General features: G+C 71.4%; 21 protein-coding genes, 2 tRNA genes and 3 pseudogenes. 16 read left to right on the top strand and 10 right to left on the bottom strand.

Translation table 11 applies throughout. The features are described 5' to 3' along the window. Positions 1 to 49: 49 nt before the first annotated feature. The gene (locus IQ279_RS07110) at positions 50 to 901 is read left to right on the top strand and encodes an RNA polymerase sigma factor SigF (protein ID WP_206347451.1); all 852 of its coding nucleotides are present in this window, start codon (positions 50 to 52) and stop codon (positions 899 to 901) included. Positions 902 to 1,020: 119 nt separating this feature from the next. Here IQ279_RS07110 and IQ279_RS07105 read toward each other — a convergent pair whose 3' ends face one another. Further along, positions 1,021 to 1,227 (bottom strand): hypothetical protein, encoded by a 207-nt coding sequence (locus tag IQ279_RS07105; protein ID WP_206347450.1) that lies wholly within the window; start codon positions 1,225 to 1,227, stop codon positions 1,021 to 1,023. A 215-nt stretch (positions 1,228 to 1,442) separates the two neighbouring features. Between IQ279_RS07105 and IQ279_RS07100 the strand changes: the two genes are divergently transcribed. From IQ279_RS07100 to IQ279_RS07090, 3 genes and pseudogenes are all read left to right on the top strand, one after another. Then, the gene (locus IQ279_RS07100; RefSeq protein ID WP_206347449.1) at positions 1,443 to 1,943 is read left to right on the top strand and encodes a MarR family winged helix-turn-helix transcriptional regulator; all 501 of its coding nucleotides are present in this window, start codon (positions 1,443 to 1,445) and stop codon (positions 1,941 to 1,943) included. Positions 1,944 to 2,194: 251 nt separating this feature from the next. Continuing rightward, positions 2,195 to 3,751: pseudogene (locus tag IQ279_RS07095) on the top strand (MDR family MFS transporter); the annotation flags it as partial. A gap of 83 nt (positions 3,752 to 3,834) precedes the next feature. Beyond that, positions 3,835 to 4,419 (top strand): chloramphenicol phosphotransferase CPT family protein, encoded by a 585-nt coding sequence (locus IQ279_RS07090; protein WP_206347447.1) that lies wholly within the window; start codon positions 3,835 to 3,837, stop codon positions 4,417 to 4,419. A gap of 133 nt (positions 4,420 to 4,552) precedes the next feature. Here IQ279_RS07090 and IQ279_RS07085 read toward each other — a convergent pair. Continuing rightward, positions 4,553 to 4,625 (bottom strand) — tRNA-Arg (locus tag IQ279_RS07085). 216 nt (positions 4,626 to 4,841) lie between these two features. Further along, positions 4,842 to 4,932 (bottom strand) — tRNA-Ser (locus IQ279_RS07080). 245 nt (positions 4,933 to 5,177) lie between these two features. On the opposite strand from IQ279_RS07080, the gene IQ279_RS28465 reads away from it, so the two are divergent. Continuing rightward, positions 5,178 to 5,780: an SSI family serine proteinase inhibitor gene (locus IQ279_RS28465; RefSeq protein ID WP_206347446.1), complete on the top strand. Its 603-nt coding sequence runs from the start codon at positions 5,178 to 5,180 to the stop codon at positions 5,778 to 5,780. A gap of 198 nt (positions 5,781 to 5,978) precedes the next feature. Beyond that, positions 5,979 to 9,770, top strand: a complete 3,792-nt coding sequence (locus IQ279_RS07070; RefSeq protein WP_206347445.1) for a PAS domain-containing protein — start codon at positions 5,979 to 5,981, stop codon at positions 9,768 to 9,770. 18 nt (positions 9,771 to 9,788) lie between these two features. On the opposite strand, the gene IQ279_RS07065 is transcribed toward IQ279_RS07070, so the two are convergent. Continuing rightward, complete coding sequence (locus IQ279_RS07065; RefSeq protein WP_206347444.1) at positions 9,789 to 10,472, bottom strand: TetR/AcrR family transcriptional regulator; 684 nt, start codon at positions 10,470 to 10,472, stop codon at positions 9,789 to 9,791. A gap of 103 nt (positions 10,473 to 10,575) precedes the next feature. Between IQ279_RS07065 and IQ279_RS07060 the strand changes: the two genes are divergently transcribed. Further along, positions 10,576 to 11,319 (top strand): NAD(P)-dependent oxidoreductase, encoded by a 744-nt coding sequence (locus IQ279_RS07060; RefSeq protein ID WP_206347443.1) that lies wholly within the window; start codon positions 10,576 to 10,578, stop codon positions 11,317 to 11,319. A gap of 256 nt (positions 11,320 to 11,575) precedes the next feature. On the opposite strand, the gene IQ279_RS07055 is transcribed toward IQ279_RS07060, so the two are convergent. The 3 genes and pseudogenes from IQ279_RS07055 to IQ279_RS07045 all read right to left on the bottom strand — a co-directional run. Beyond that, positions 11,576 to 12,133, bottom strand: coding sequence for a hypothetical protein (locus tag IQ279_RS07055; RefSeq protein WP_206347442.1), 558 nt, complete (start codon positions 12,131 to 12,133; stop codon positions 11,576 to 11,578). A 403-nt stretch (positions 12,134 to 12,536) separates the two neighbouring features. Then, the gene (locus IQ279_RS07050) at positions 12,537 to 14,189 is read right to left on the bottom strand and encodes a long-chain fatty acid--CoA ligase (protein ID WP_206347441.1); all 1,653 of its coding nucleotides are present in this window, start codon (positions 14,187 to 14,189) and stop codon (positions 12,537 to 12,539) included. Positions 14,190 to 14,477: 288 nt separating this feature from the next. Next, positions 14,478 to 14,987: pseudogene (locus IQ279_RS07045) on the bottom strand (SigE family RNA polymerase sigma factor); the annotation flags it as partial. Positions 14,988 to 15,683: 696 nt separating this feature from the next. Between IQ279_RS07045 and IQ279_RS27795 the strand changes: the two are divergent. Then, positions 15,684 to 15,902, top strand: a pseudogene (locus IQ279_RS27795) (ferritin-like domain-containing protein); the annotation flags it as partial. Between the two features lie 67 nt (positions 15,903 to 15,969). Here IQ279_RS27795 and IQ279_RS07040 read toward each other — a convergent pair. Together IQ279_RS07040 and IQ279_RS07035 are read right to left on the bottom strand one after the other, a co-directional pair. Continuing rightward, entirely contained in the window at positions 15,970 to 16,335 is a 366-nt protein-coding gene (locus IQ279_RS07040) for a hypothetical protein (protein ID WP_206347439.1), read from the bottom strand. Between the two features lie 17 nt (positions 16,336 to 16,352). Then, on the bottom strand, positions 16,353 to 17,747 hold the full coding sequence (locus tag IQ279_RS07035; RefSeq protein WP_206347438.1) for an NsdA family TPR-like regulatory protein: 1,395 nt from the start codon (positions 17,745 to 17,747) through the stop codon (positions 16,353 to 16,355). A gap of 144 nt (positions 17,748 to 17,891) precedes the next feature. Here IQ279_RS07035 and IQ279_RS07030 point away from each other — a divergent pair, with 144 nt between their 5' ends. The 6 genes from IQ279_RS07030 to IQ279_RS07005 all read left to right on the top strand — a co-directional run bounded on the left by IQ279_RS07030 (position 17,892) and on the right by IQ279_RS07005 (position 21,278). After that, the gene (locus tag IQ279_RS07030) at positions 17,892 to 18,110 is read left to right on the top strand and encodes a hypothetical protein (RefSeq protein WP_206347437.1); all 219 of its coding nucleotides are present in this window, start codon (positions 17,892 to 17,894) and stop codon (positions 18,108 to 18,110) included. After that, on the top strand, positions 18,107 to 18,580 hold the full coding sequence (locus tag IQ279_RS07025) for a hypothetical protein (RefSeq protein ID WP_206347436.1): 474 nt from the start codon (positions 18,107 to 18,109) through the stop codon (positions 18,578 to 18,580). Before IQ279_RS07030 ends, IQ279_RS07025 begins: the two co-directional genes overlap by 4 nt. Before the next feature lie 75 nt (positions 18,581 to 18,655). Beyond that, the gene (locus tag IQ279_RS07020) at positions 18,656 to 18,793 is read left to right on the top strand and encodes a hypothetical protein (RefSeq protein ID WP_206347435.1); all 138 of its coding nucleotides are present in this window, start codon (positions 18,656 to 18,658) and stop codon (positions 18,791 to 18,793) included. A gap of 1 nt (position 18,794) precedes the next feature. Continuing rightward, positions 18,795 to 19,985: a methyltransferase domain-containing protein gene (locus IQ279_RS07015; protein WP_206347434.1), complete on the top strand. Its 1,191-nt coding sequence runs from the start codon at positions 18,795 to 18,797 to the stop codon at positions 19,983 to 19,985. Positions 19,986 to 20,062: 77 nt separating this feature from the next. Further along, a complete protein-coding gene (locus tag IQ279_RS07010) occupies positions 20,063 to 20,725 on the top strand; it encodes a class I SAM-dependent methyltransferase (RefSeq protein ID WP_206347433.1) in 663 nt (220 codons plus the stop codon). A 139-nt stretch (positions 20,726 to 20,864) separates the two neighbouring features. Further along, positions 20,865 to 21,278 (top strand): Imm10 family immunity protein, encoded by a 414-nt coding sequence (locus IQ279_RS07005; RefSeq protein ID WP_206347432.1) that lies wholly within the window; start codon positions 20,865 to 20,867, stop codon positions 21,276 to 21,278. 443 nt (positions 21,279 to 21,721) lie between these two features. On the opposite strand, the gene IQ279_RS07000 is transcribed toward IQ279_RS07005, so the two are convergent. Beyond that, positions 21,722 to 22,657 carry a GIY-YIG nuclease family protein gene (locus IQ279_RS07000; protein ID WP_206347431.1) on the bottom strand — a complete coding sequence of 312 codons (936 nt, stop codon included), beginning with the start codon at positions 22,655 to 22,657 and terminating at the stop codon, positions 21,722 to 21,724. Positions 22,658 to 22,775: 118 nt separating this feature from the next. Here IQ279_RS07000 and IQ279_RS06995 point away from each other — a divergent pair, with 118 nt between their 5' ends. After that, positions 22,776 to 24,092, top strand: coding sequence for a DNA cytosine methyltransferase (locus tag IQ279_RS06995; protein WP_206347430.1), 1,317 nt, complete (start codon positions 22,776 to 22,778; stop codon positions 24,090 to 24,092). Then, positions 24,089 to 24,976, top strand: a complete 888-nt coding sequence (locus IQ279_RS06990; protein ID WP_307792247.1) for a very short patch repair endonuclease — start codon at positions 24,089 to 24,091, stop codon at positions 24,974 to 24,976. The genes IQ279_RS06995 and IQ279_RS06990 overlap by 4 nt, the downstream gene beginning before the upstream one ends. Positions 24,977 to 25,004: the final 28 nt, after the last annotated feature.

Genomic DNA, 25,004 nt, shown 5'->3' with positions numbered 1-25,004 from the left:
CACACCCGAGGGCGCCGCCGCGATCCGTCCGCGACCTCAAGGGGGTGGCATGTCCGTAGAACTGGGCAGCTCGAAGGTGCTCGCCGAGCCCGACACCAAGGCCGACGAAGCGCCGTACGTTCCCTCAGACTGCGACGCCATCGACACCCGGACCCTCTCCCGCTCCCTGTTCCAGCGGCTCGCCGCGCTCGACGCCGACAGCCCTGAACGCGTCTACGTCCGAGACACCCTCATCGAGCTGAACCTCCCGCTCGTGCGGTACGCGGCGGCCCGCTTCCGCAGCCGCAACGAGCCGATGGAGGACATCGTCCAGGTCGGCACCATCGGCCTGATCAAGGCCATCGACCGCTTCGACTGCGAACGGGGTGTGGAGTTCCCGACGTTCGCGATGCCGACGGTCGTCGGCGAGATCAAGCGCTTCTTCCGGGACACCTCCTGGTCGGTGCGCGTCCCCCGGCGCCTGCAGGAGCTGCGGCTGGCGCTCACCAAGGCCGGCGACGAGCTGTCGCAGAAGCTCGACCGCTCCCCGACGGTGGCCGAACTGGCCACCGCCCTCGGGGTGTCCGAGGAGGACGTGGTGGACGGGCTGGCCGTGGGCAACGCCTACACCGCCAGCTCCCTGGACTCCCCCGCCCCGGAGGAGGAGGGCGGCGAGGGCTCCCTCGCGGACCGGCTGGGCTACGAGGACAGCGCGCTGGAGGGCGTGGAGTACCGCGAGTCGCTCAAGCCGCTGCTCGCCAAACTCCCGCCGCGCGAACGGCAGATCATCATGCTGCGCTTCTTCGGGAACATGACGCAGTCGCAGATCGGCGAGCGGGTCGGCATCTCCCAGATGCACGTCTCACGGCTGCTGACCCGTACGCTCGCCCAGCTCAGAGAGGGCCTGATCTCGGAGGAGTGACGGCCCGCGCGGGCAACGCCGCGTGAACGCGGGCAGCCGCCGGGACGGTGTGAGACCGTCCCGGCGGCTGCCCGCGTCCGCCGGGCGGCCCGGCACAGGGCCGTCCCGCCCGGAAACGATCAGGAGAGGGCGAACCAGACGACCGCCGCGATGACCGCCACGACCGCGACGATCCCCACGATCAGGCCGACCCTGGGGCCGGAGGACTGCGTCGCGGCGGGCGGACGCGGCCCCTCCTCGTCGACGAAGGCGCGGAACATCTGGGTGCTGCCGGCCGGGTCGTGACCGCCTGCCGGACCCTGGGGTGCATGAGGGTTGTGAGCCATGCCTCCGGACCCTAGCGAACAGGCCGGTCGCCGGTCACCCCCGGTCACGTCCCCGACCCGTCCGCACGGCGGCCACCGCGGGGCTTGGCGCGGGACGCACCCTTTCTTGGGGAAGTGTTTGCCCCCTCACGCCCGAATTCATTTGCTTGCGGCAACCAACGAACATACGCTTGCATTGAGCAACGATTTCTGCGGACGCGAGGAGGAGGACCCGGGTGACGGCACACACCCCCTACGAGGACCTGGCCCGGGAACTCGGCTCCGTCGGCACCGTCCGGCGCGAGCTGGCCCGCAATCTGCCGCACGACTGCCCGCCCGCACCGGCCGTCGTGCTGACCCTGCTGGGGCGGCACGGCGAGATGCGGATGACACGGCTCGCCGACCTGATGGCCATCGACATGTCCGTCACCAGCCGCCATGTCGCGTACGCCGTCGAGCGCGGCTGGGTCGACCGCAGGCCCGACCCCCTCGACGGCCGTGTCCGGCTGCTGCGGCTGACCGGAAGCGGCCAGGAGATGCTGGCCGAGATGCACCGCCGTACCAGCGAGACGCTCGCGCACCTCCTCGGCGACTGGCCGCAGGAGGACGTGGCCCGTCTCACCGAGCTGCTGGCGGGACTGCGGGCGAGCTTCGGCGACTGCGGCTGCGGCTGCCGTACCGCCCCCCGCGGCGCCCGTCCCCTCCCACCGGACCGCGCGGCCGCCGCACAGGACTGACCGACCGCACACCCCGTACACACTGCCCCCGGCACACTCCGAGCACCGCACGTACCGCCGGGCCCGCACCACCGAGGCCGCACCGCCGTGCCCGGGCGCAGCCGTCCGGGCCGCGGCCCCACGGCGTGCCGGACACGCCGCCCGACGCCGGAAGAGACACGGAAAGCAAGGAGCGCATGGCAACGTCCACACCTTCAAAGGCGCTCAAGGGCGAGAGCGACCGTCCCTCCCCAGGTGCCGAGCAGGTGCCCATGACGCACCGCCAGATCATGGAGGCGCTGTCCGGTCTGCTGCTCGGCATGTTCGTCTCCGTCCTGTCCTCGACGGTCGTCTCCAACGCCCTCCCCCGGATCATCTCGGACCTGGGCGGCAGCCAGAGCGCGTACACCTGGGTGGTCACGGCGGCGCTGCTGACCATGACCGCCTCCACCCCGCTGTGGGGCAAGCTCGCCGACCTCTACAGCAAGAAACTGCTGGTGCAGTCGGCGCTGGCGCTCTTCGTCCTGGCCTCCGCCGGGGCCGGCCTGGCCCAGGACACCGGCACCCTGATCGCCTTCCGGGCGGTGCAGGGCCTGGGCGCGGGCGGCCTGGCCGCACTGTCCCAGATCATCATCGCCGCGATGATCCCCCCGCGTGAGCGCGGCCGCTACAGCGGCTACCTGGGCGCGACCTTCGCCGTCGCCACCGTCGGCGGGCCGCTGCTCGGCGGCGTGATCACCGACACCTCCTGGCTCGGCTGGCGCTGGTGCTTCTACGTCGGCGTGCCCTTCGCCGTCCTCGCCCTGGTCGTGCTCCGCAAGACGCTGCACCTGCCCGTGGTGAAGCGGGAGAACGTGAAGGTGGACTGGCTGGGCGCCTCCCAGATCACCGCCGCCGTCTCCCTGCTGCTGATATGGGTGACACTGGCCGGGAACAGCTACGACTGGCTGTCCTGGCAGACGTACACGATGGTCGGCACCTCGCTCCTGCTGATCCTGGCCTTCGTCGTCACCGAGTCGCGCGCCGCCGAGCCGATCATCCCGCTGGGGCTGTTCCGCAACCGCACGATCACGCTCACCGCGCTGGCCTCGCTCTTCGTCGGCATCGCGATGTTCGGCGCGACCGTCTTCCTCAGCCAGTACTTCCAGCTCGCCCGCGGCGAGTCGCCCACGATGTCCGGCGTGCTGACCATCCCGATGATCGGCGGGCTGTTCGTCTCCTCCACCGTCTCCGGTCTGGTCATCACCCGCACCGGCCGCTGGAAGGTGTGGCTGGTGGCCGGCTCCGTTCTGCTGACGGCCGGGCTCGGCCTGCTCGGCACGATGCGGTACGACACCCCGTACTGGCGGATCGCGGTCTTCATGGCGCTGCTGGGCGCCGGCGTCGGCATGATGATGCAGAACCTCGTCCTGGCCACCCAGAACCAGGTCGCCCTCTCGGAGCTGGGCGCGGCCAGCTCCGTGCTCGCCTTCTTCCGCTCCCTCGGCGGCGCGGTCGGCGTCTCGGTGCTGGGCGCGGTGCTCGCCCACCGCATCACCGACTACGTCACCGACGGCATGACGAAGCTGGGCGTCAGGCCCGAGGGCGCGACCGGTGGCAACGGCAGCGCCATCCCGGACCTGGACGCCCTCCCCGGCCCGGTCCGCACGGTCGTCGAGAGCGCGTACGGCCACGGCGTGGCCGACATCTACCTCTACGCCGCACCGATGGCGGTGATCGCGCTGCTGCTGGTGCTGTTCGTCAAGGAGGTGCCGCTGCGCACCCGGCTCGACGAGCGGACCGACGCCGGGAAGCAGGAGCGGCAGCCGACTGCGCCCACCGCCGCCGACCCCGGCCCCTCCGCCTGACCCCCAATGCCCCCCACAGGCCGGAACCACACCCGCGATTCCGGCCTGTGGGGCATGATCACCCCATGGACAGCGGAAGAATCGTCTTCCTGAACGGCACCTCCAGCTCCGGAAAGTCGAGCATCGCCACGGAGCTCCTCCAGCTCCTCGACGGTTCCTGGTTCCACATGCCCGTGGACGCCTTCCACGGGATGCGGACCAAGAAGGAGATGGACCCGGCCGAACTGCCGGCCGTCCTCAGACGCACCTGGGAGGGGTTTCACCGGGCGGTCGCCGGTATGGCCTCGGCCGGAAACGACATCCTGGTCGACCACGTCCTGAGTGAACGGTGGCGGCTGCTGGACTGCCTCGCCCTGTTCGAGCCGCGGAACGTCCTCCTCGTCGGTGTGCACTGCTCCCCGGAGGAGTTGCGACGGCGCGAGAGGGCTCGCGGCGACCGTCCGCCCGGCCTGGCAGAACATCAACTGGGTCTCGTGCACGCCCACGGCGTCTACGACACCGAGTGCGACACCACGACCGCGAGCCCGGCTGAGTGCGCCCTGCGGATTCGCGATGCCCTCACGCACCACACGGGCCCCACGGCCTTCGAACGCCTCCGGCGCACCCTCGCCCGGCCCGGCCCGCTGGACGGGGACGAATGTTTCCCGTGAAACATCGCGGTACGACAAATCCCCGTTCCGGGTGAACGACTGCCTCCCGGTGGGCTACCGCAGGCCCACGCCACCACGGCCCGGCACATACAGAAGAGGCCCCGCCGTATCCGGCGGGGCCTCTCACCTGTTGCGCGCTCGGCAGGATTCGAACCTGCAACCTTCTGATCCGTAGTCAGATGCTCTATCCGTTAAGCTACGAGCGCTTGGCTTCCCGGCTTTCCTCTCGCCGGTCGGCGTTGCGGGAACAACATTACATGACCTCCGCCCAGAGGTGAAATCCATTCGGTCAACCCCACCTGAGCTGCGGAGATGCCCTACGGAAGGCGCTCGCGCCCTCCGCCGCGGCCCCGTCGGCGACCCCGGGACGGAAGAAGCCCCGGCCGCACGGGCCGGGGCTTCGGTGATCGTGATGATCGAAGCGGAGGCTGAGGGATTTGAACCCTCGATGGGCTTTAAGGCCCAAACCGCATTAGCAGTGCGGCGCCATAGACCAGACTAGGCGAAGCCTCCCCACGCGCCGCGTCACCGCGACGTGTGTGCTGATGATGGCACAGCCCGGGGGCTGTCTCCAATCGGAGCCTACGTTACCCGGCTGGCGGGTCCTGCGGCAAAGGGCTTTGCCCCTGGTGGCGGCACGGGTGGTGCGGCGGGCGGGTGGAGGTGCGCAACGGCGTGCGCGGCGGCGCGTTGGAAGGGGGAGGGAAGAACCCGCAGTCGCGCGGGTCCGCCCGCACCACACCTTCGCAGGAGCCGCCATGCCACGCCGCCGTACCGCCGCAGTCCTCACCGGGGCCGCCGTACTCGCCACCGTGCTCGCCCCCGCCTCCGCCGCCTCCGACCCCGCCACCGCGCCGGTCTCCGCCTCCGCACGCCCCTGGCCCGCGCCCATGCCCATGCCTGAGCCCGTCATGCCGGCAGCCCGGCAGGACCAGCTCACCATCACCGTCTCCGCCTCCCCGGACGGCGTCGCGGCACCGCACACGGCGCCGCGCGGGGCACGCGGGGGCGGGGCTCCGACCAGACGGACGCACACCCTCGACTGCCACCCCGCCGGCGGCAGCCACCCCGAGGCCATCGCCGCCTGCGACGCCGTCGACCGGGCCTCCCAGGGGCCGCGCGACCCCTGGCGGCCCGTCCCCGCGGACGCGATGTGCGCCCAGATCCACGGCGGTCAGGCCACCGCCCGCATCACCGGGGTGTGGCACGGGCAGCGGGTGGACGCCTCGTTCCGGCGCACGGACGGCTGCGAGATCGCCCGCTGGGACGCCCTCGTGCCCGCCCTCCCCGGCCCGCGGGAGCTCGCGCAGGACCTCCCGGCGGACTCCCCGGAGACACTCCCGGCGGAACCGGTGAAGTGACGGACGTCATACGCGGGCCCCGCCCGGGCCCGCGTTCTCCGCACCCTCCCCACGCATCCGCCGTGGCTTCCGCCATCGCTGGCCGTAGACTTCCCCTCAAGTGGCACGCGCGGAAGGGCGGCGCACCGGTCCCCGGTCCCGGCCCGGTCCCGGCGCTGCCACGGTGCACCAGCTGGTCAGCAGGGAGGATGCGTCGTCGTGAGCAGCAGGCCATCCCGAGGCGCTGCTCGCCTCGCAGCCATACTCGACGCACTGCCGGACGCGTTGCTCCTCGTGAACTGCAACGGCACGGTCGTCAACGCCAACAGCATCGCCCTGGAGGTCTTCGAGTCGCCGGGCACCGCCCTGGTCGGGCGCGGACTGCTCGATCTGCTCCCGGACTTCGACTCCAAGCTGATCCCCGGCTCGATGCGCCGCCCCGACGACGCCCCCCAGCCCCGCACCAAGCCGACGCGGATGGTGGCGCGGCGCACCGACGGAACGCAGTTCATGGTCGAGGTGACCAGCGCCAACCTGGAGGACGGGCGCACCCCCTACGAGTCGTCCTTCGAGGCCGCCTTCGCCGACCACGGCAACAGCTACACCGGCGACGAGCTGCTCATGCTCGTCGTCCGCGACCTCACCGGCACCGTCGACACCGAGGCCGAGCTGGCCCGGCAGCAGCGCCAGACCGAGATGATCCTGCGCGCCGCCGCCGAGGGCGTGGTGGGTGTGGACACCGAGGGCCGGGTCGTCCTGGTCAACCCGGCCGCGGCCCAGATCCTCGGCTACCGGGCCGGTGAGCTGGGCGGGCAGAGGCTCCACCCGCTCGTCCACCACTCGCGCCCCGACGGCAGCCAGCTCCCCTGGGAGGAGACGCCGCTCGCCGACAGCCTGCGCTCCGGGCGCAAGCACCGGGTGCGCGGGCAGGTGCTGTGGACCAAGGACGGGCGCGCGGTGCCGGTCGACATGACGACCGCACCGGTGCGCGACGGCGACCAGCTCGTCGGCGCGGTGCTCGCCTTCACCGACCGCACCGCCTACGACGCCCTCGCCGCCCGCCACGAACAGCTCCTGGCCGTGCTGGAGAGCGGACTGCGCGGGCCGCTGGAGCAGCTCCGCGGCGAACTGGGCGGGCTGGCGGCCGATCCGGCCGGGCAGCTGTGGCCGGAGGCGAACCAGACGCTGCACTACCTGGCCGCCGGCTACGCGCGTATGACCACGCTCGTGGAGAACGTGCTGGGCTACCAGCGGCTGGACGCGGGCGCCGAGCGGCTCGCGCGCGAGACGGTGCCGCTGGACGAGGTGGTGTCGGCCGGCGTGGAGGGCGCGATCGAGCTGATCGGGCCCGGGCGCGCGCAGTTCGCGGTGCACGCCCCGCCGGTCGATGTGGAGGTGGACCCGGTACGGCTGGCGCAGGCGCTGGCCCATCTGGTCGCGGACGTGGCCGGCGTGGACGCCACCGGCAACGCTCAGGGACCCGCCTCCGGCGACTCGACGATCGTGGTCGCGGCCGCGCAGCGCGGGGAGGTGGTGCGCATCGAGGTGCGCGGCCCGTACGGCGGCGGCAGCCCGGTGCACGAGCCGCTGGTGCGCGGGATCGTGCGGCGGCACGGCGGTGTGCTCCAGACCCACCAGGTGCCCGGCGCCGGGGGCGGCAGCGCCTACGTGCTGGAGGTGCCGGTCGGCTCCCCCGACCCGGGGAAGGCGGCGGCACGGAGGAAGCGGGGCGCCCAGGAGGCGCGTGGGGAGCAGGGGCCGAAGGACACGCAGGGCTCCCTGGACACGCGGGCCGCCCAGGAGGACCAGGAGGCGCGGGCCGCCCAGGGCGGGGGCGAGACGACGGTGATGCCCGTGCCGTCGCAGCCGGTGCGCGGTACGCCCGCGGCACACGCGGCGGGCGCCGCGGAGGCCGCCGGTGGCGGGGCGATCGCCCTGCCGCCCGGCCCGACCCCGGCCCCGGACCCGGACCCGGCGGGGACCTCCGTGCCGGACGACGGCAGCGGCGCCGGGGCGATTCCGCCCGGCGGCGGACGCCGCCGGGCACGGCGCGCGCTGGCCCAGGGCGATGAGTCCGCGGAGGACACCGGGGGCGCCGGGAACAGCGGTGAGCACGCGCTGCCGTCGGCGCAGCGGCCTTCCCCGAACGACCCGGACGCGTCCGCGCTGTCCCGGTTCCCCCAGCAGAGCACCGGCCGGCGGGCCCGCCGGGCCGCCGCCGGGCCCGAGGCGCCGGCCCCGGCCGCCCCCGCGCAGGCGCCGGGGCGCGCGGCGTTCGCGCTGCCGCCCGGCCCGACCCCGGCTCCGGGACCGGCCGCGGACCCGGCGGACCCGGCGGACCCGGCGGCCGCGCAGCCCGGGAAGCCGCCCGCGCAGCCGCGGTTGCAGCCCGTACAGCCGCGGTCCGGGCAGCCTCAGCCCGTGCAGCACCAGCCCGCCCAGCAGCCCGGGACCGGGGCCGAGGCCGTCCAGGAGGAGCGGCCGACCGGCCGGCGCCGCCGCGTACCGCCGCCCGAGGAGACGCCGCGGCCGGCTCCCGCCGCTGCCGAGCAGCAGGCCCCCGGGCCCGAACAGCACGCCCCCGCCCAGCATCCCGAACACGCCCAGCACCCCGAACACGACGGCGCGGGCGGCACGAACGGTGCGGACGGCGCCGAGCAGTCCGCGCAGGCCGACCTCACCGTGGTCGCGGGCAGCCCCATCCTGGGCGGCTCGGTGCCGCCCGAGGCGGCGCCGCGGCGGCGTGCGCTGCCGATGCCGGGCAGCGAGGCGGCGCCGCCGGAGCAGACCTCCGGCGTCAGCGTGCGCACCCTCGGCCAGGGCGTGCCCTTCGCCCGGCAGGCGGATGAGCAGCACACCGGTCAGCACGCGGTCCAGCAGCCCTCGCCCCCGGCACAGCCGCCTTCCGCACCGCCCGCCGCAGCACCCGCGCCTGCCGCTCCTCCCGCGCCGCAGCCTCCGGCCCAGGCGCCCGCGCCCGGCCCCGCACCCACGCCCACCCCCACACCAGCGCAGACCAGTGCCGGTCCGGGCCGCCGCCGCAAGCTCGCGGCCCCGCCGGCGGAGAAGGAGCGCGCCGCCGAGGCGGCCGCCGCGGCCATCGCCGCCGCACCGCCGCAGGCGCAGCCCCAGTACCCGCCGGCCCAGCACACCCACAGCGGGCGGGAGTTCGCCATCGGCGCGCCCGAGGCCGGGGCCGAGGGGCCGGAGCACCTGGACGGTCCGGGCGGCGCCGTGGAGGTCACCGCCGGCAGCGGCCAGGTGCCGCTGCCGGCCGACGACGAGCTGCCGCCCGAGCCCCTGGACAACCCCCGGCGGCTGTTGGTGTGGCCCGAGCCGGACGTCTCCACCCAGCAGGCCCTGACCGACCGCGGCTACCGCCCCGTCATCGTCCACTCCCGCGAGGAGGTGGACGCCCAGATCGCGGCGTACCCGGCGGCCCTCTTCGTGGACCCGCTGACCGGCCCCATCACCCGTACCGCCCTGCAGTCGCTGCGCCAGGCGGCCGTCGCCGCCGAGGTGCCGGTGCTGGTGACGGCCGGTCTGGGGGTGGCCTCGCGCGAGGCGGCGTACGGCGCGGACCCGGCCGTGCTCCTCAAGGCCCTCGCGCCGCGCGACAGCGAGCAGCACCCGCCGCGGGTGCTGCTGGTGGAGGAGCACGCGGCCATCGCGGACGCCATGGCCGCGACGCTGGGCCGGCGCGGCATGCAGACCGCGCACGCCCCCTCGGACGCGGAGGCGGTGCAGCTCGCGGCACAGATCCGGCCGAACCTGGTGGTGATGGACCTGATGCAGGTGCGCCGCCGCCGCGCCGGGATCATCGACTGGCTGCGGGTGAACGGCATGCTCAACCGCACGCCGTTCGTCGTCTACACCTCCGCCTCCATCGACGAGGCGGAGCTGCCAGGTCTGGCGTCCGGCGAGACGGTCCTCTTCCTCGCGGAGAGGTCCACGAGCCCGGAGGTGCAGTCGCGCATCGTGGACCTGCTGGCGAAGATAGGAGCCAACTAGTCCGCGTTCGGCACCTGTTCAGGTGCCCGTTGTCTCGTCCGGGTGGAGGCCGTCGAGGATGAGGGCGAGGCCGAAGCCGAACTCCCCGGCGTAGTCGTAGCCGGGCCCCAGCACGTGCTCGGCGGCCAGTTCGGCGAGGTGGGGGTAGGCGTCGGCGGGCATCTCGCGCAGGATCGCGCCCGCGACCTCCTCCTGCTCGGCGGAGCCGGTGAACGGCAGGCTCAGCTCCTGGAGCACGAAGCCGTACAGGTAGCTGTCGATCAGTGAGACGGCGTGCGCGGCCATCCGGACGGAGAACCCCCCGGCGCGCAGGGCTCCGATGACGGCGTCGTGGTGGCGCAGGGTGGCCGGGCCGGGCCGGGAGCGGGAGTCCATCAGGCCGACGGCCCACGGGTGGCGCAGGAGGACGGCGCGGGCGGAGACCGCGCGCCGGCGCATCGAACTCTTCCAGTCCGTGCCGCGCGGCGGCAGTTCGATCTCGTCGAACACCGCGTCCACCATGCCGTCGAGGATGTCCTCCTTGCCCGACACATGGTGGTAGATCGACATCGCCTCGACGCCCAGCGGCTCGGCGATGGCCCGCATGGTGAGCGCGGCCGACCCCCTCTCGTCCGCCACCGCAACCGCGGCGCGGATCACGCGCTCCCGGCTGAGCGGGGTGCGCTCCGGCGCCCCGCGCCGGCCCCTTCCCGTCTCGCGCATCCGCCTTCTCCTCTCGCTCCGCTTGACCACCTTACGACGTAAGGCTAGCGTAACTTACAACGTAAGGCGGAAACGCCGAAGACTCCGGCGGAAGGGCTGGGCCATGGACACGGATCGGATGAAGAAGGTGTGCGTCGTCGGAGCCTCGGGAAAGCTCGGGCAGTACATGGTCCGGCACGCGCTGGAGCGCGGCTACGAGGTCGTCGGCGTGTGCCGGGAGCGCAGCGTGCCGAAACTGGCCGAATTCGAGGGCCGGATGACCATCATCCCCGGGGACACGAACGACCGGGAGGTGATCCGGCGGGCGGTCGCCGGATGCGACGGGGTGCTGACGGTGCTGGTGCCCTGGGGCGTGCGGCAGTACTCGTCGGGCACGGCGCAGGCGGTGCTCGACCACGCGCGGCCGGGCGCGCGCCTGGTCTTCTCCTGCGGCTGGCACATCACGCGCGACGGCAAGGACAGGTACTCGCCCATGTTCAAGCTGGGCGTCAGGGCCGCCGCCCGGGTGGGCAGGCTCGTGCGCTACGTCGAGATCGACGACCAGGTGGAGGCGTGCCGCCGCGTCTTCGCCAGCGACACCCGGTGGACCGTGGTGCGCGGCAGCAGCCTGGAGGAGGGCGAGAGCCAGGGCCTGCCCGTGTGGAGCCGGCACGTGGGCGACCCGGTGCTGGCCAGCGACATGACGCGCCGGGTGGACTTCGCGCTGTTCATGGTGGAGGCGCTCACCGACGACACGCTCGTTCGGGAGGCCCCGGCGATCGTCGGCCGCCTCACCCCCAGCGCCCTGGCCTACGCCGAAGGCCAGGCCGGAGGACGCGCCGGGGGCCGCGCGAACACCCCGGGCTAGCCGTTCGGCCCGGACCACGGACGGAACGGAGGAAGGCACTCGCGTTGCGGAGCCCGGCCAAGTGGCCGGGCACGGTCCTCCCGTGGCAAGTGGCGATGCCCGAACACCGCTTCAGGCGATGGCGCGGTGTTCGGCGATGCCTCGCTGCCCACGTGCCCCACGGCCGAGGGCCTGCGGCCCTCCGCCTCGGCCGCCCACCGCGCGTCACCCGGCGGCGCGTACGGCCCCGGCGAGCCGCCGGCCTCGGCGAAGGCGCTCATGAGGCCGGTGAGTCCGTGGAGGCCGCTGTGGTGCCCGACGGCTTGCCGGGCCGATCGTCCAGCAGCAGTGCGAGCCCGCACAGGCCGCCGGCCAGCCAACTGGCCATCATCCACGTCCCCCCGCCCAAGCCCAGCGTCACGACGAAGGCGACGAGCGACGCCGTGACGCCGGCGACGGCGGCACGCCGCAGACCGTTGCCGGCCTCCCACTCACGGCGCAGCAGCCCGGAGCGCCGCCAGGCCCTCCAGAGCACGGCGCCGATGACCGCCGCCTCCACCACGACGAACCAGACGGGAACCGGGGGTAGACCGAACGGCTCCACCTCACCGCTCCACACGTCCATGAACCCGCCGGCCAGAACGACCGGGCCGATCAGGGCGAACACCCCTGCCAGCAAGCGGAAAAAACCGACACCCATGACCGGCGCGTCGGCGTCGCCGAACGGCATGGCGGCGTGGGACAGCCTGTGGAAGCGCTGAGCGGCGCCCCGAAAATCCGTCGCGACGATCCACCCGAAGGCCGTCGCGAACACCCCCCAGGCCACCGAGAACATCGCGCCTCTCCCTTCGCCGCACATCCGCCCCGGCCGGTACCGGCCGGGGACGTGCCCGCCACGGTACGGCGGTACCGCCTGCTCCCGGCATGCCGGATTCCGGCAAGGTACGCGCTCGCCGAGTGCCGGGTACCGGATACCGGTTGCCGGATGGTCTGCCGGACGCGGCGGACCCTGCGCCCCGCCCTTCGGCTCACGCGGCCTGAGCGCCAGGCCGTTTCCGTGATCCCCGCACCGCTCGGCGCCCCGCCCGACGTCCCGGCCGGGCACAGCCGGGCCCGGCACCCCGCCCCGGACGCCCGTACCGCGCACGCGGCGGCGGCCCGGACGGGGACCCACCCGTCCGGGCCGCCGCCGCGTCCCGATCCGTGCGCGCGTCGCGGTCACCGCGCGCCGCGCGCGGTCAGAGCTGTGTGACGTCCAGCTCCCCCTGCGCGTACTGCGCCCGGATCACCTTCTTGTCGAACTTGCCGACGCTCGTCTTCGGCACCGCCGGGATCACCGCCCACCGTTCGGGCAGCTGCCAGCGGGCGACCTTGCCGGAGAGGAACTCGCGCAGGTCCTCGTACGACACCTCGCCCGCGCCCTCCTTGAGGACGACCGTGGCCAGCGGGCGCTCGCCCCACTTCTCGTCGGGCACGGCCACGACGGCGGCCTCGGCGACGGCCGGGTGGCCCATCAGGTGGTTCTCCAGCTCCACCGAGGAGATCCACTCGCCGCCGGACTTGATGACGTCCTTGGCGCGGTCGGTCAGCGTCAGATAGCCGTCGGGGGTGATCACGCCGACGTCGCCGGTGCGCAGCCAGCCGTCGGGGCTGAACTTGTCCTCGGGGCGCAGGGGCTCGGCGTCCGCGCCCCCGTAGTACGCCCCGGCGATCCAGGGGCCGCGCACCTCCAGCTCACCGGCGGACCCGCCGTCCCACGGCATCTCGCTGCCGTCCGGGCCGATCAGCCGCGCCTCGACGGAGGCCGGGAAGCGGCCCTGGCTGACGCGGTACGGCCACGCCTCCTCCTCGCTCAGCCCGCCCGGCGGGTGGGCGACGGTGCCCAGCGGGGAGGTCTCGGTCATGCCCCAGGCGTGGGTGACGGTGACCCCGTACTTCTCGCCGAACTCCCGCATCAGGGCAGGCGGGCAGGCCGAGCCGCCGATGGTGACGTTCTTCATGGAGGAGATGTCGCGCGGGTTGGCGGCCAGCTCCGCCAGCAGCCCCTGCCAGATGGTGGGCACGGCCGCCGAGTGGCTGGGCTTCTCCGCCTCGATCATCGCGGCGAGCGGGGCCGGCTGGAGGAAGCGGTCGGGCATCAGCAGGTTGACGCCGGTCATGAAGACGGCATGCGGCAGTCCCCAGGCGTTGACGTGGAACATCGGCACCACCGGCAGGGTGGTGTCGGCGTCCGTCAGACCCATCGACTCGCCCATGTTGACCTGCATGGAGTGCAGGTAGATGGAACGGTGGGAGTAGACGACGCCCTTGGGGTCGCCGGTGGTGCCGGAGGTGTAGCACATGGCCGCGGCCTCGCGCTCGTCCAGCTCGGGCCAGTCGTACGAGGTCGGCCGGCCCTCGATCAGCGCCTCGTACTCGTGGACGGCCGGGCGGCAGCCCTCCAGCAGGGAGGTGTCGCCGGGGCCGACGACCACGATGTGTTCGACCGGCTCCAGCTTGGGCAGCAGCGGCGCGATCAGCGGCAGCAGCGAGCCGTTGACCAGCACGACCCTGTCGGCCGCGTGGCCCACGATCCACACGAGCTGCTCGGCGGGCAGCCGGAGGTTGAGGGTGTGCAGCACCGAGCCCATGGACGGGATGGCGAAGTACGCCTCGACGTGCTCGGCGTTGTTCCACATCAGGGTCGCCACGCGGTCGCCCGGGGCCACCCCGAGCTCGTCGCGCAGGGCGTGGGCGAGCTGGGCGGAGCGGGCGCCGACCTCGGCGAACGTCCTGCGGTGCGGTTCGCCTTCCCCGGTCCAGGTCGTGATCCGCGACTTTCCGTGCACCGTGGTTCCGTGTCGCAGAATGCGCGAGACGGTCAGCGGTACGTCTTGCATCGTGCTCAGCACCGGGGCCTCCCGTGAACGAGATATACGTGCGCCGCCGCCGCGAGCGGGCGGCGCGGTCGTTGCGGGAAGCCTGCCACCGACCGGTCGGTATGTCACTAGGCCGGACCCGGATATGTCGCCGTCTTTCCCCCGGACACGCCGCTACGCGGCGGCCGCCGCCTCCCCCTCGAAGCCTCCCGCGCCCCTCAGTCCCCTCGGGCCGCTCCCGTCCCCGCCGGCGCTCCCCCGCGCCGCCCCTCGAGCACCCCGCGCTCCCCCCTCCGTCTCGCCGCCCAGCACGTCCGCCAGGAGCCGCGGGTCCTCACGGAGCTTGGCCAGCGCCCGCGACACCGCGCTCTTGACCGTGCCGACCGAGACCCCGAGCACCGCCGCGGTCTGCGCCTCGCTCAGGTCCTCGTAGTAGCGCAGGGTCACCATGGCCCGCTGCCGCTCCGGGAGCGCCAGCACCGCCCGCCACACCGCGTCGCGCACGGCCTGCCGCTCGGCGGGGTCGGGGCCGGGCACCGGCTCGGGCTCCGGCAGCTCCTCGCAGGAGAACTCGTCCACCCGGCGCTTGCGCCACTGCGAGGTGCGCGTGTTCACCAGCGCGCGGCGCACGTAGCCGTCGAGCGCGCGCCGGTCCTCGATCTGCTCCCAGGCCAGATAGGTCTTGGTCAGCGCCGTCTGGAGCAGATCCTCGGCGTCGCTCGGACTGGCGGTGAGCGAGCGCGCCGTGCGCAGCAGCACCGGCCCGCGGGCCCGTACGTACGAGGTGAAGGTCAGCGGCGTCACGGTCGCGGCCGTCCCATGCGTGGTCATGGCCCAACGCTAGGATCCGCGCCCCTCGCCCCGGATCGCCCCCAGGTCCCGGTGCCGGGTCCCTCTCAGGGCGGAGGCGGGCCGCCGCGTCCACCCCCGGAAGGGGGACGGACCCCCGTACCGTCTCGGGGTCGCCCCCCGCACACCGGCCCGCACCGGCCGCGCGCACAACGGCGGAGCGGCCGCACCGAGTGCGGCCGCTCCGCCCCATCCCTTCCTTCTCCCGGGACACCGGCCGGTTCCCCGCCCGGCCGGCGCCCGTCGGCTCATCCGAGCCCGTGAAGCGCGTGCACCACCACGGCCCCGAACCGGGTGATGCGGGTACGTGCCATGTTCTGTCCTTCCGGAGCGTGTGCCTGAGGTTGTCGCAGCGACGTCGCGAACTCAGACTGCCCGACGAGATCCCGGCGAACCACCCACAACGTCTCAACCACTCGCAAGAATGACGACGTGTCGATAAACCCCCCACACAACCGCATACCCCCTTCCCACCCATCCGCAGCAGGGCGGACACCACCGGCAAGCCCCTCGCACGCCCGTACGCGCCTCCGCCGCACAGCGCCCGCGCCCTCCCCGCGCGCCCCGCGTCCGGAGCCAGGCGCCCCCACCGGCCGGCAGTGGAACGGCACGGCCCTTGGGGCGCGTCGTCCCTTTCGAGGGCACACGACGAACGCGCCCCGGAGGGGGAGACCACACATGGACACGAGCGGATTCGCCGAGTGGGCAGGGCACTTCGAGGAAGAACGCGAGCGCAGGCACGCCCAGGGCGACCCGGACTGGGAACGGGGCGCCACCCTCCACCCCGCCGTATGGAGCGGTGTCCAGCACCTCCAGGCGGGCGAGGGCGGCGACGGCGCCAACCTGATCGCCAAGGCCGACCGGGCCGGGGACCCTGACTACGCGCGGGCGGTCCGGCACCCGCCCGGGCACGTCCTGACGCCGGACGGCGACCGCAACAACCGCGACACCGCCCCGGAGACCGTCAGTTCAGCGTCTTCTCGATGGCCTCGAAGATGTCCGCGCCGGTCTCCTTCTGCCAGTCGGGCAGGTCGGCCCAGTCGGCCACGTACCCCGGCTTCGGGTCCTCGAAGTGCCTGAACGTCTGGGCGATCCAGCACGTGGCGACGTAGCGGCCCTTCTGCTCCCGGGTGAGGCGCGAGGCGTGACCGCCGCTGAGTTCGAGGAACTGCCGCACCTGCTCGTAGACGGCCCCGGCGGCCTCGCGCTCCCACTGCGGGGTCTCCTCCCGGGGCGTCACATAGCCGGGCTTCGGCTCGCCGGGGAAGTGCTCGCGAACGCCTGCGATCCAGGACTCACGGAACAGCCTCGCGCCCTCGGCCTGGGTCATACCCGCCGCTCCTCCCGTCACGCCGCGCCCTGTGGCACGTTCTGCCCCTTCATAACCGCCACCTGCCGGGCCCGCTCGTCCAGTTCACGGACCGCGCGCAGCCTGCGGCGGGACGCGATGCGGCGGCGCATGGTCTCGAAGTGCTCGTCCCCCCGCGCCGTGGACAGCATCCCGTAGTCGTCGAGGAACGTGTGCCAGGTGGCGCAGGCCTCCTCGACGTGCCCGTACTCGAACTGCCGCTGCGCCAGTACCGCGTTCGCGTGGAGGCGCCCCTGCCGCTCCTGCTCGGGCTTCGCCCGGAGCGAGGCCTTCAGCGCCGCGATGGACCCCGGCAGGTCCCGCGTCTCGTACAGGACGTGCGCGACGTGGAACTGGTAGGCGGAGGTGTCGTAGCCGCCGATCGCCTCCCGTCGCGAATCCGCCTTCGACAGCGCCGTCTCGGCCTCCCCGAGCCGCTGGAACGCCTGCCGCCTGTCGCCCACCATGGACGCGGCGTGCGCCTGCTGGCCCCGGAGGAAGGCCACCAGGCGCGGCCCCGCCTCGGGAGCCGCCTCGGCCGCCGAGTCGGCCAGCTCCAGCGCCTTCTTCCCGTACCGCAGGTTCGAGGCCTGGAGGCTCATGCCGCGCAGCGTCCGGCAGTACGTCACGTGGTCACCGGCCTCGCGGGCGAGGTTCAGCGCCTGCAGGTAGTACTTCTGCCCGAGCCCGTGCCGGCGCTCGTACATGGCCATCCAGCCCGTGAGGTACGTCAGGTCGGACGCGGCGGAGAGCAGGTCCTTGCGGACGGCCTCGGTCGCCGACGCCCGCAGATACGGTGCGACGGTGTTGACCAGGAAGGCGGCGGCCATGGGCCGTGCGTGACCGCCGCCCAGTTCGTCGAGGATGTCGGCGATGCGGTCGGTCATGGTCCGCACGGTCGCCACCTCGCCCTCGCCGATACGGGTCGTCGGCCGGGTGGGGCGCGTACGTTCCTCCGCGTGCGCCTGGTCCGAGAACAGGGGGACGGCGAGCGTGGCGGAGTACAGCCCTGCGGTGAGCACACCGCGGCGACTGGGTTCCATGTCGGTCCTTCCGAGATCCAGGAGAGATTCGGCAGTGTCTCCGCTTTCCGCGCCTTTCTGACTCCTCGGCCGCCGAAAGCCCGCTTCCGCGTACGTGACAGGCCGCCCGAGCCTGCGCCCCAGTACTTCGAGGACGACGGGCCTGACCTGCTCCCTCGGTTGCGTTCCCCGAAGCCAGTGGGAGACCGCCGACTGGTCGTACCTCAGCGTCAGGCCGACCTCGGCGCCCGCGCGGTTCACGGCGTGGGCGAACCGCGTCCCGGACCATCGCGCCTGTTCGAGCAGGTTCTCAAGCCCCGAGTTGCGACTGCCGTGGGATGCCTCGGCCACGCCAACCCCCCGCGTGTTCATGGGTTTCATCGTCCTGCCTCCCCTCAACCGTACCCGGACAGGCACCCCGCGCAGTTGGCTGTGCACAGAACGCGATCGGTTTCGGCCTTCCGCCCGCCGGGCGATGCGGCGCGCACGGGAAGGAGCGAGGGAGCTTTGGAGAACATGGCCACGGACGAGCCCGCCAAGGGTGAAGCGCTCTACGACGAGATCCGCAGGACCGTGGGCGAGTTCCAGGACAGGGACGCCGCGTACTACCTCCTGCGCCCCGTCGGCGGGGGCCGCGAATGGGCGGCCCTGCCCGAGGTGCTGCGCCCGGCCACGCGGGCCGAGTTGCTGAGCGCCCGTGTGAAGGCCGCGAACCGCGCCGGCCGGATGCCGTGACGCGGGCCGCCGCCTGGATGCGCTTCTGGTGCGAGCTGTCTGCGAGCGCCCCCGGCCGGCCCTCCCGGATCATGCTCGGCTCGCACCTGGCTCCCACCCCGCGCCTGGCGGTGCGGTGGATGCGCGGGCAGGCGGAACGCGTCGCCAGGGCGCTCGACCCCGGCCCCGGCGCCCCGTGGCTGCCCCCGGCCTGCCTGCGTCCCGTCCGGGCGGAGGGCGCCCCCGATCCCGGCTCGGTCATACGGGAGTGGGCGCGCGCCGAGGCGGAACGGGAGAACGCCCTGGGTGTGCTGCGGGAGGGCTGGTCCTACACCGTCGCGGCCCACGACGAGACGGCCCACTACCGCCTGGCGGCCTGGCCGCTGGTGCTGCCGCCCACCGGAGAACTTCGGGTGTACCGGCGCATCCACGCGACCGCACAGGCCGCCCCACCGACTCCGCCCCGGCCGCGTCCCGCAGGACGGCCGTGACCGGGGCGGCAGGCTCCCGTTCCCACGGGACGGGCGCACGTACACGCAGAAACAACCCTCAACGTAAGGAAACCCATGAACCCCATGCAGACGTCCCGGGCCGACGCGGGCAACCCGCAGGACGACAGCGACTCCGGCAACAAGCACGGCGGAGGCGGCTCGGACGAGGGCGGCAACACCAACGACGGCCAGGGCCCGGCGGACGGCCGCTGAGGTGGCCGAGGACACGACGGTGGAGGCCGGTCCCGAGCGGCTGGCCTCCGGACTCCAGAAGAAGGGCGCGCTGACCGCCGACTGGCTGCCGGCGTTCCACGCCGTGCCGCGCCACCTGTTCGTACCCGAGATGATCTGGCCGGGGCGGGCCGGTATGAACCGGCAGGACGACCGGGTCGTCCGCTCGCAGTCCCCGGACCTGTGGTGGGAAGCGGTCTACTCGGACGCGCCGATCACCACCCAGTGGGACGACGGTGTGTACACCGGGCCGGGGCGGGGCCGTACCCCGACCTCCTCCAGTTCGATGCCGACGATGGTGTTCTCCATGCTCGCGGACCTGGACGTACGGCCCGGCGACCGGGTACTGGAGATCGGCACGGGGACCGGGTGGAACGCGGCGCTGCTGTGCCACCGGCTGGGGGACGGCCACGTCGTCACGGTCGAGGTGGACGAGGGCGTCGCCGGTCAGGCCCGCGCCCGGCTGTCCGCGGCGGGCTTCTCGCCCCGCGTCGTCGTGGGCGACGGCACCGAGGGGTACGGCGAGGGGGCGCCCTACGAGCGGATCATCGCTACCTGCTCGGTGGGGCACATTCCCTCGCAGTGGCTCGGGCAGGCCCGGCCCGGTGCGGTGGTCGTCGCGCCGTGGGGGCCGGTGTACGGCGGCGAGGGGATCGTCCGGCTCACGGTCCGGGACGACGGGTCGGCCTCCGGGCCGTTCACCGGCTCGTCCGCGTTCATGCGGCTGCGCGAGCAGCGCAGAAGGCTGCCTCCGACGAGCGAGTACCTCGGGGGGCGCGAGTGGCCGGCCGGGGGCGCGGAGTCCACGACAACGCTCTCCCCCGATGACGTGGGGGACTGGATCCACATGTTCGCCATCGGCGTCCAGGTGCCCGACCTCTTCTGCCGGGTCGCCGGCGGACCGGGCGGCTCCTACCGGCTGTGGCTGCACGACACCGGCCTGACGAGCTGGGCCACCGCCGACTACGAGAGGGGCCGGACCGGGTTCCGGACCGTCCAGGCCGGTCCCCGCCGCCTCTGGCACGAGCTGGAGTCCGCCTGGCGCTGGTGGTACCAACAGGGGCAGCCCGGCTTCGCCCGCTTCGGCCTCACGGTGGACGGCCACCGGCACACGGTCTGGCTCGACTCCCCGGACAACCCCGTCCCGGAGTTCACCGGCGCGACAACCACCTGAGCCTCGCCGCCCCCCACCCGTCCCCGCCCACCCGGGCGGGGACAGGTGCTCCCCAACCACACGACCGAGGAAACGAGTTGCCCGTACAGCACGACATCGCGGCCGAACGCGACCTCTGGGACGCCTACGCGAGCAGCACCCGCAACGACGTGACCGGTGCCGAGCCCGTCTTCAACTGGACGCAGTACCGAGGGCACGGCCCGGGGACCGAAATCCTCGGGAACCCGGCCAGCGTGCTGGAGATCGGCTGCGGCACCGGCCGGGCGCTCGCCCACCTCGCCCAGCGCGGCGTCAGGGCGAAGGGCGTGGACCTCTCACCCGTCATGGTCGAGAACACCACGAAGCGCTGGGGACCGCTGGGGGTGGAGTTCGTGTGCGCGGAGGCGCTGGAGTTCCTGGCCGACGACCGGGCGACCTACGACGCGGTGTACTCGGTCTTCGGCGCCGCCTGGTTCACCGACCCCTCGCGCCTCTTCCCGCTGGTCGCCGCCCGGCTGAATCCGGGCGGCGTTTTCGCCTTCTCCCACCCGCCCGCCATCCCCGGCGCCTACGGCCCGCAGGGCATGTACAAGGGCGGCTTCGCCGGTCCGGCCATGTTCACCTACCGCTACAGCTACAAGCCGCAGGTCTGGACACGCTTCCTGACCCGCGCCGGCTTCCGCGACACCGAGGTCCGCGTCCTCGACGCCCCCACCCCGGGCCACATCGGCACCCTCCTCGCCACCGCCCTCAAGCCCTGACCAGCCGTCCCCCGTCAGCGGAGATGGGAGCGCCCTACGGCGGGGGCACCGGAAGCCAACCCGATTCGCGACCACCGCATGGGCCGACCCCTCTCTGGCCGCTGTCCCGACTGTCGGTCCCTGGTGCTAGAACACGCGCATGACGTACAGATTCACGGCGCGGGTCGCCTGCGGGCTGGATGACCCCAACGAAGACGACTGCATGATGGCGGGCGTGGCCGAGTCGGACGACGAGGACGCCTTCTCGCTGCTGTTCATGTGCGACTTCGACGAGCCCGGCCCGCAGGAAGTGTCCTTGGGTATGGACACGCATTGCCTCGTCACGCCTGACCAGGGCACCGCCTACGGCTGTGTACGCGAAGTGGAACTGAGCGGCGATGTGCTGCGGGTGACCTTGAACCCCGCGTCGTTGGACGACCTCGGTCTGACCGACCCCATCATCGAGGCCCTGCTCCGTGCGCCGACGCCGGACGTGGCACGCATGCGCGAAGTGCTGCCACGCATCCTGGCGTACGGGCGTCCAGATGCCCGCCCAAGCCTGATCACGATGTAGCGAGCACAGCACCGCAGTCGGCTGACCGCCAACTTACAAGTTCGATCAGGCCACTCTCACTCCTGGATCGCAGCCGTGGGTACCGAAGGTCCGTTCCACAGTCGAACAACGCTTACGTTGATCTCACGGCCGCCGACGATGGTGTTCTCAGCATGCCCAGCCGATTTCCTAGACCTCAAGCCCGTCCAGGTGTGCGGTGAACGCCACCGAAACCCGATGTGGAGTGCCCCATGCCAGCCGCCAAGGTCTGGCCGCAAGAAGACCAGCGCAAATGATATATATCACCGCTATGTCGATCGATATCCGAGCACTCCAGGACAAGTTCCGCGACCTGCGCACCACCAGATTCCGCATATTAACCCGAATGGCCTTGCCGCCGGGGAACCGTGTCGAGTGCGACGAACTAGCCGTTCGGGTTCACCGAAGACACACCCTCAGATACCTCAGTTCGGAACTCGAACATATCCCTTCCCTTCATCGCCTTCCTCACCCTCCCAGGCACCTATTCCATTGCAATCGGGGCACTTGACAGGGACAGCGACAGAATCGTCGGGACCATCCGGGACATTCACAGTTCCCGTACCGTCGCAGTCATCGCACTTAAACCAGTATTCGGCGATTTCCTGACCGGCAATATAGTGCTTTCGCGCACTCCGCGAGCGCAGCTCTCTTGGGTACATCACGGCGTACCCCGGAAGCACCATGATTTGCCACTCTTCAGGCAACTGGGAACTCACGAAACGGAAGAACTCGTTCGCGGTCATCTCCGACTGTCCGATAGCCACCTCAAACTGGTCATAGAAGCTCTCCCTGTTGGTTCGGTAGTACGCGTACCTGAACGTATAGGGAAGTGTCGCCTTGGCGAACTTCAAGACGGCGCGAAGGCTTTGAGGTCCTTGAGGAAGGTCGCGTATCACCCAGTTAAGGTTGGCAGGGTAGATCTGATCGAAGTGATCTTCACCGAAGACTGTGGTGTCCCGCTCAACCCCCGGGTCGTTGATGCCGAAGCCGTTCTCGTTCCAAGGGGCCTGGCCATCCTCCTGAAACTTGTCAATGAGGAGCTTCTCGGGAGCTACCGCTGCGAAGTCCTCGTCCACGGACAGCGCCTTGAAGGACATCCACTCCAATTGGATGTTCATGCGGCCGCTAAGTTTCTTGAGATGCTTCCTCAGTCTTTGGCCGAGAGCGACTTCGGCCTTCCCGATGTACACGGGTTCGCCATGCTGGTAGAGCTGGTACACCCCCTTGTGGCGAGGGAGGCTGTTGATGTTCTCCTCGGTCAGGGGCGCCGGAGTTAGCGCCTCCAAGGCTGCGGCCAACTGATCGCCGAGCGCCTTCGTGATGCTCAGCCTGAACTCGGCATGGTTGTCCAGCGGCAACGCCTGGGCTCCTTTCGGTCAAGTGATCAGCATCACCTTAGCCGGTGAAAACGGGCGCATGAGGTGTGTCTTCCTTGAAGTGGCACCGTGATCACGAACTCCGCGGTACGCTTCTCTCATGTCTGAACTGCGAGAAGTACGCCAAGACGTGGGGACGTGTGTTGAGCTGTTCGCTGGCGGCGGGGGCCTCGCGATGGCTGTGCACGCTGCGGGCTTCCGTCCGCTCCTGGTGAATGAGCTAGCCCCACGGGCGTGCCAGTCCCTGCGTAACAACCCACCGGACCTCAAGGAGCCGGAGAAGCCATGGCCGCTCGTCCCTGGCGACGTTAGCGCCATCAGCTTCACCGACCACATCACCGAAGAGGTCGACATCCTCGCGGGCGGACCGCCCTGTCAGCCCTTCAGCCTGGGTGGAGTCCACAAGGGCACGGAGGATAAGCGGAACATGTTCCCGGAAATGTTCCGTGCCATTAGAGAATTGAGGCCGAAGGCGGTCATCTGTGAGAACGTTCGCGGTCTCCTTAGGCCGTCTTTTAGGCCTTACTTCAACTATATCCTAAATGAATTGACGCTCCCCTTCGTGGAGCGCGACAAGAGCGCCGCCTGGGAAGACCACAATGATGTCCTTGAAAAGTTGATCGCCAACGAATCGGTTGATCCTTCGGAGCGATACGTCGTCAAGGAAGTGGCGGTCAACGCAGCCGACTACGGCGTACCTCAAATTCGAAACCGGGTGATCATTGTCGCGTTTCGCGCCGACCTCGGAGTTAACTGGGACGACTTCATGCCTAAGGAGACACACTCCGAGGAGTCACTGATCCACTCTATGCGCGAGGGCGGACCGTACTGGACGAAACGCCATAAAAGCGTTCCCGCCGATGTCCGCAAGCGCGTCATCGCCAACCTTCCGAAACTCGACTACGGGAACAAGAAAGTCAAGGAGAAGCTGAAACTGGAGCCGTGGCGCACCCTGCGTGACGCCATCGCAGGAATCGACGAGAACGAGGGCAAGCCACTTCCGTACGTCACCGAGGAAGCCGTTGAGAAGAAGCTCGTAGTGGGGGAAATCCCCGATCACATCGGATGGCCTGGCGCGCGCATGTACACGGGTCACACCCCGAACGTGCTGGACCGGCCTGCAAAGACAGTGAAGGCGGGTGTGCACGGTGTGCCCGGTGGCGAATCCGTCATGCAGCTCGACGACCCCAACTTCGTTAACGCCGGTGGCGGAACCGGATACCGGTACATGACCGTGCGCGAGACCGCCCGAGTCATGACGTTCCCGGACCGTTGGGTCCTCGATGGGCCGCGAGGAGAGAAGATGCGGCAACTTGGCAACGCCGTACCCGTCAAGCTCGGGACGGCCTTCGCGAATGCCGTTGCCAACGCTCTCAAGTCTGTTAGGGCGTTGGAGGACCCGGAGAAGCGGAAGTGACCGAAACCACGGACGGTGGGCAGAGTCGTTGGAAGGATCGGATGCCTTCCGACCGAGCCTGGAAGCCGAGAATGGGAGTGGGTAGGAAAGCCCGCGCGGCCGAGCAAGACCGGGCTGCCGGCGGTCGTCTAGCGCGCGCCGTCGACCTCGGCGAGGGCCAATACGCGCGCGCGTCCATTGCACTGCGCCTGTATCGCAGCACCCGTCGTATCCGGGCCTACCTGCGATGGTCACAGGAAGGCGAGACTCAGGAGCGGTACATCGGTGAAGTGGACGCCGCAACGCGTGCCGCGAACCTCGCACAGGCGTGGAAGATGGCGCGCGCCGCCGGTTACGTGACCACTGAGGCCCTCCCTCCCGGGTCGTGGGCGTCTTCTCCAGCATCCCGCGCGGTCATGTCCGCCAACAAGGGACGCGACACGAAGCCCGAGAAGCTACTGCGATCCGCACTACACAGGCACGGGTTGCGTTACCGCGTAGGTGTCAGGCCGATACCCGACCTACGCCGGACCGCCGACGTGGTGTTCTCCCGGGCCCGCGTTGCCGTCTTCGTCGACGGTTGCTACTGGCACGGCTGTCCAGAACACCACCGGCCCGCCAAGAAAGACACAGAATTCTGGCACGAAAAGATTGCCAAGAATCAGGCCCGCGACGCTGATACCAATAAGGTACTGAGCGAAGCCGGTTGGCTCGTCATCCGCGTATGGGAACACGAAGACCCGGAACAAGCGGCGCAAAAGGTGGTTAAGGAGGTCACTTCGAGGCGGGATGCGCCTGCTGCGGCGCCCTCTGCATTGCAGGTGGAGCGGGAGAAACCTCGTCCACTTCGTCCATCGGCTCCGAACATCGGCGCCGATGACCGGCGCTCGCGCGAGCAGAGCTGATCGGCCATGCCCGTAGCCGTCGAGGTCA

The organism is Streptomyces verrucosisporus, from assembly GCF_017114865.1.
Lineage (GTDB): Bacteria > Actinomycetota > Actinomycetes > Streptomycetales > Streptomycetaceae > Streptomyces > Streptomyces fenghuangensis.
Note: the sequence above shows the minus strand (reverse complement) of the source record. Positions and strands in the feature narration are given on the sequence as shown.

What these genes read in the sequence shown, in the direction of transcription:
- IQ279_RS07035 (WP_206347438.1), bottom strand. Translation starts at nt 17,747, where the DNA reads ATGAACACGCGGGGGGTTGGCGTGGCCGAGGCATCCCACGGCAGTCGC.
- IQ279_RS07065 (WP_206347444.1), bottom strand. Translation starts at nt 10,472, where the DNA reads ATGCGCGAGACGGGAAGGGGCCGGCGCGGGGCGCCGGAGCGCACCCCG.
- IQ279_RS07090 (WP_206347447.1), top strand. Translation starts at nt 3,835, where the DNA reads ATGGACAGCGGAAGAATCGTCTTCCTGAACGGCACCTCCAGCTCCGGA.
- IQ279_RS28465 (WP_206347446.1), top strand. Translation starts at nt 5,178, where the DNA reads ATGCCACGCCGCCGTACCGCCGCAGTCCTCACCGGGGCCGCCGTACTC.
- IQ279_RS07055 (WP_206347442.1), bottom strand. Translation starts at nt 12,133, where the DNA reads ATGTTCTCGGTGGCCTGGGGGGTGTTCGCGACGGCCTTCGGGTGGATC.
- IQ279_RS06995 (WP_206347430.1), top strand. Translation starts at nt 22,776, where the DNA reads ATGTCTGAACTGCGAGAAGTACGCCAAGACGTGGGGACGTGTGTTGAG.
- IQ279_RS07060 (WP_206347443.1), top strand. Translation starts at nt 10,576, where the DNA reads ATGGACACGGATCGGATGAAGAAGGTGTGCGTCGTCGGAGCCTCGGGA.
- IQ279_RS07005 (WP_206347432.1), top strand. Translation starts at nt 20,865, where the DNA reads ATGACGTACAGATTCACGGCGCGGGTCGCCTGCGGGCTGGATGACCCC.
- IQ279_RS07030 (WP_206347437.1), top strand. Translation starts at nt 17,892, where the DNA reads ATGGCCACGGACGAGCCCGCCAAGGGTGAAGCGCTCTACGACGAGATC.
- IQ279_RS07040 (WP_206347439.1), bottom strand. Translation starts at nt 16,335, where the DNA reads ATGACCCAGGCCGAGGGCGCGAGGCTGTTCCGTGAGTCCTGGATCGCA.
- IQ279_RS07020 (WP_206347435.1), top strand. Translation starts at nt 18,656, where the DNA reads ATGAACCCCATGCAGACGTCCCGGGCCGACGCGGGCAACCCGCAGGAC.
- IQ279_RS07110 (WP_206347451.1), top strand. Translation starts at nt 50, where the DNA reads ATGTCCGTAGAACTGGGCAGCTCGAAGGTGCTCGCCGAGCCCGACACC.
- IQ279_RS07105 (WP_206347450.1), bottom strand. Translation starts at nt 1,227, where the DNA reads ATGGCTCACAACCCTCATGCACCCCAGGGTCCGGCAGGCGGTCACGAC.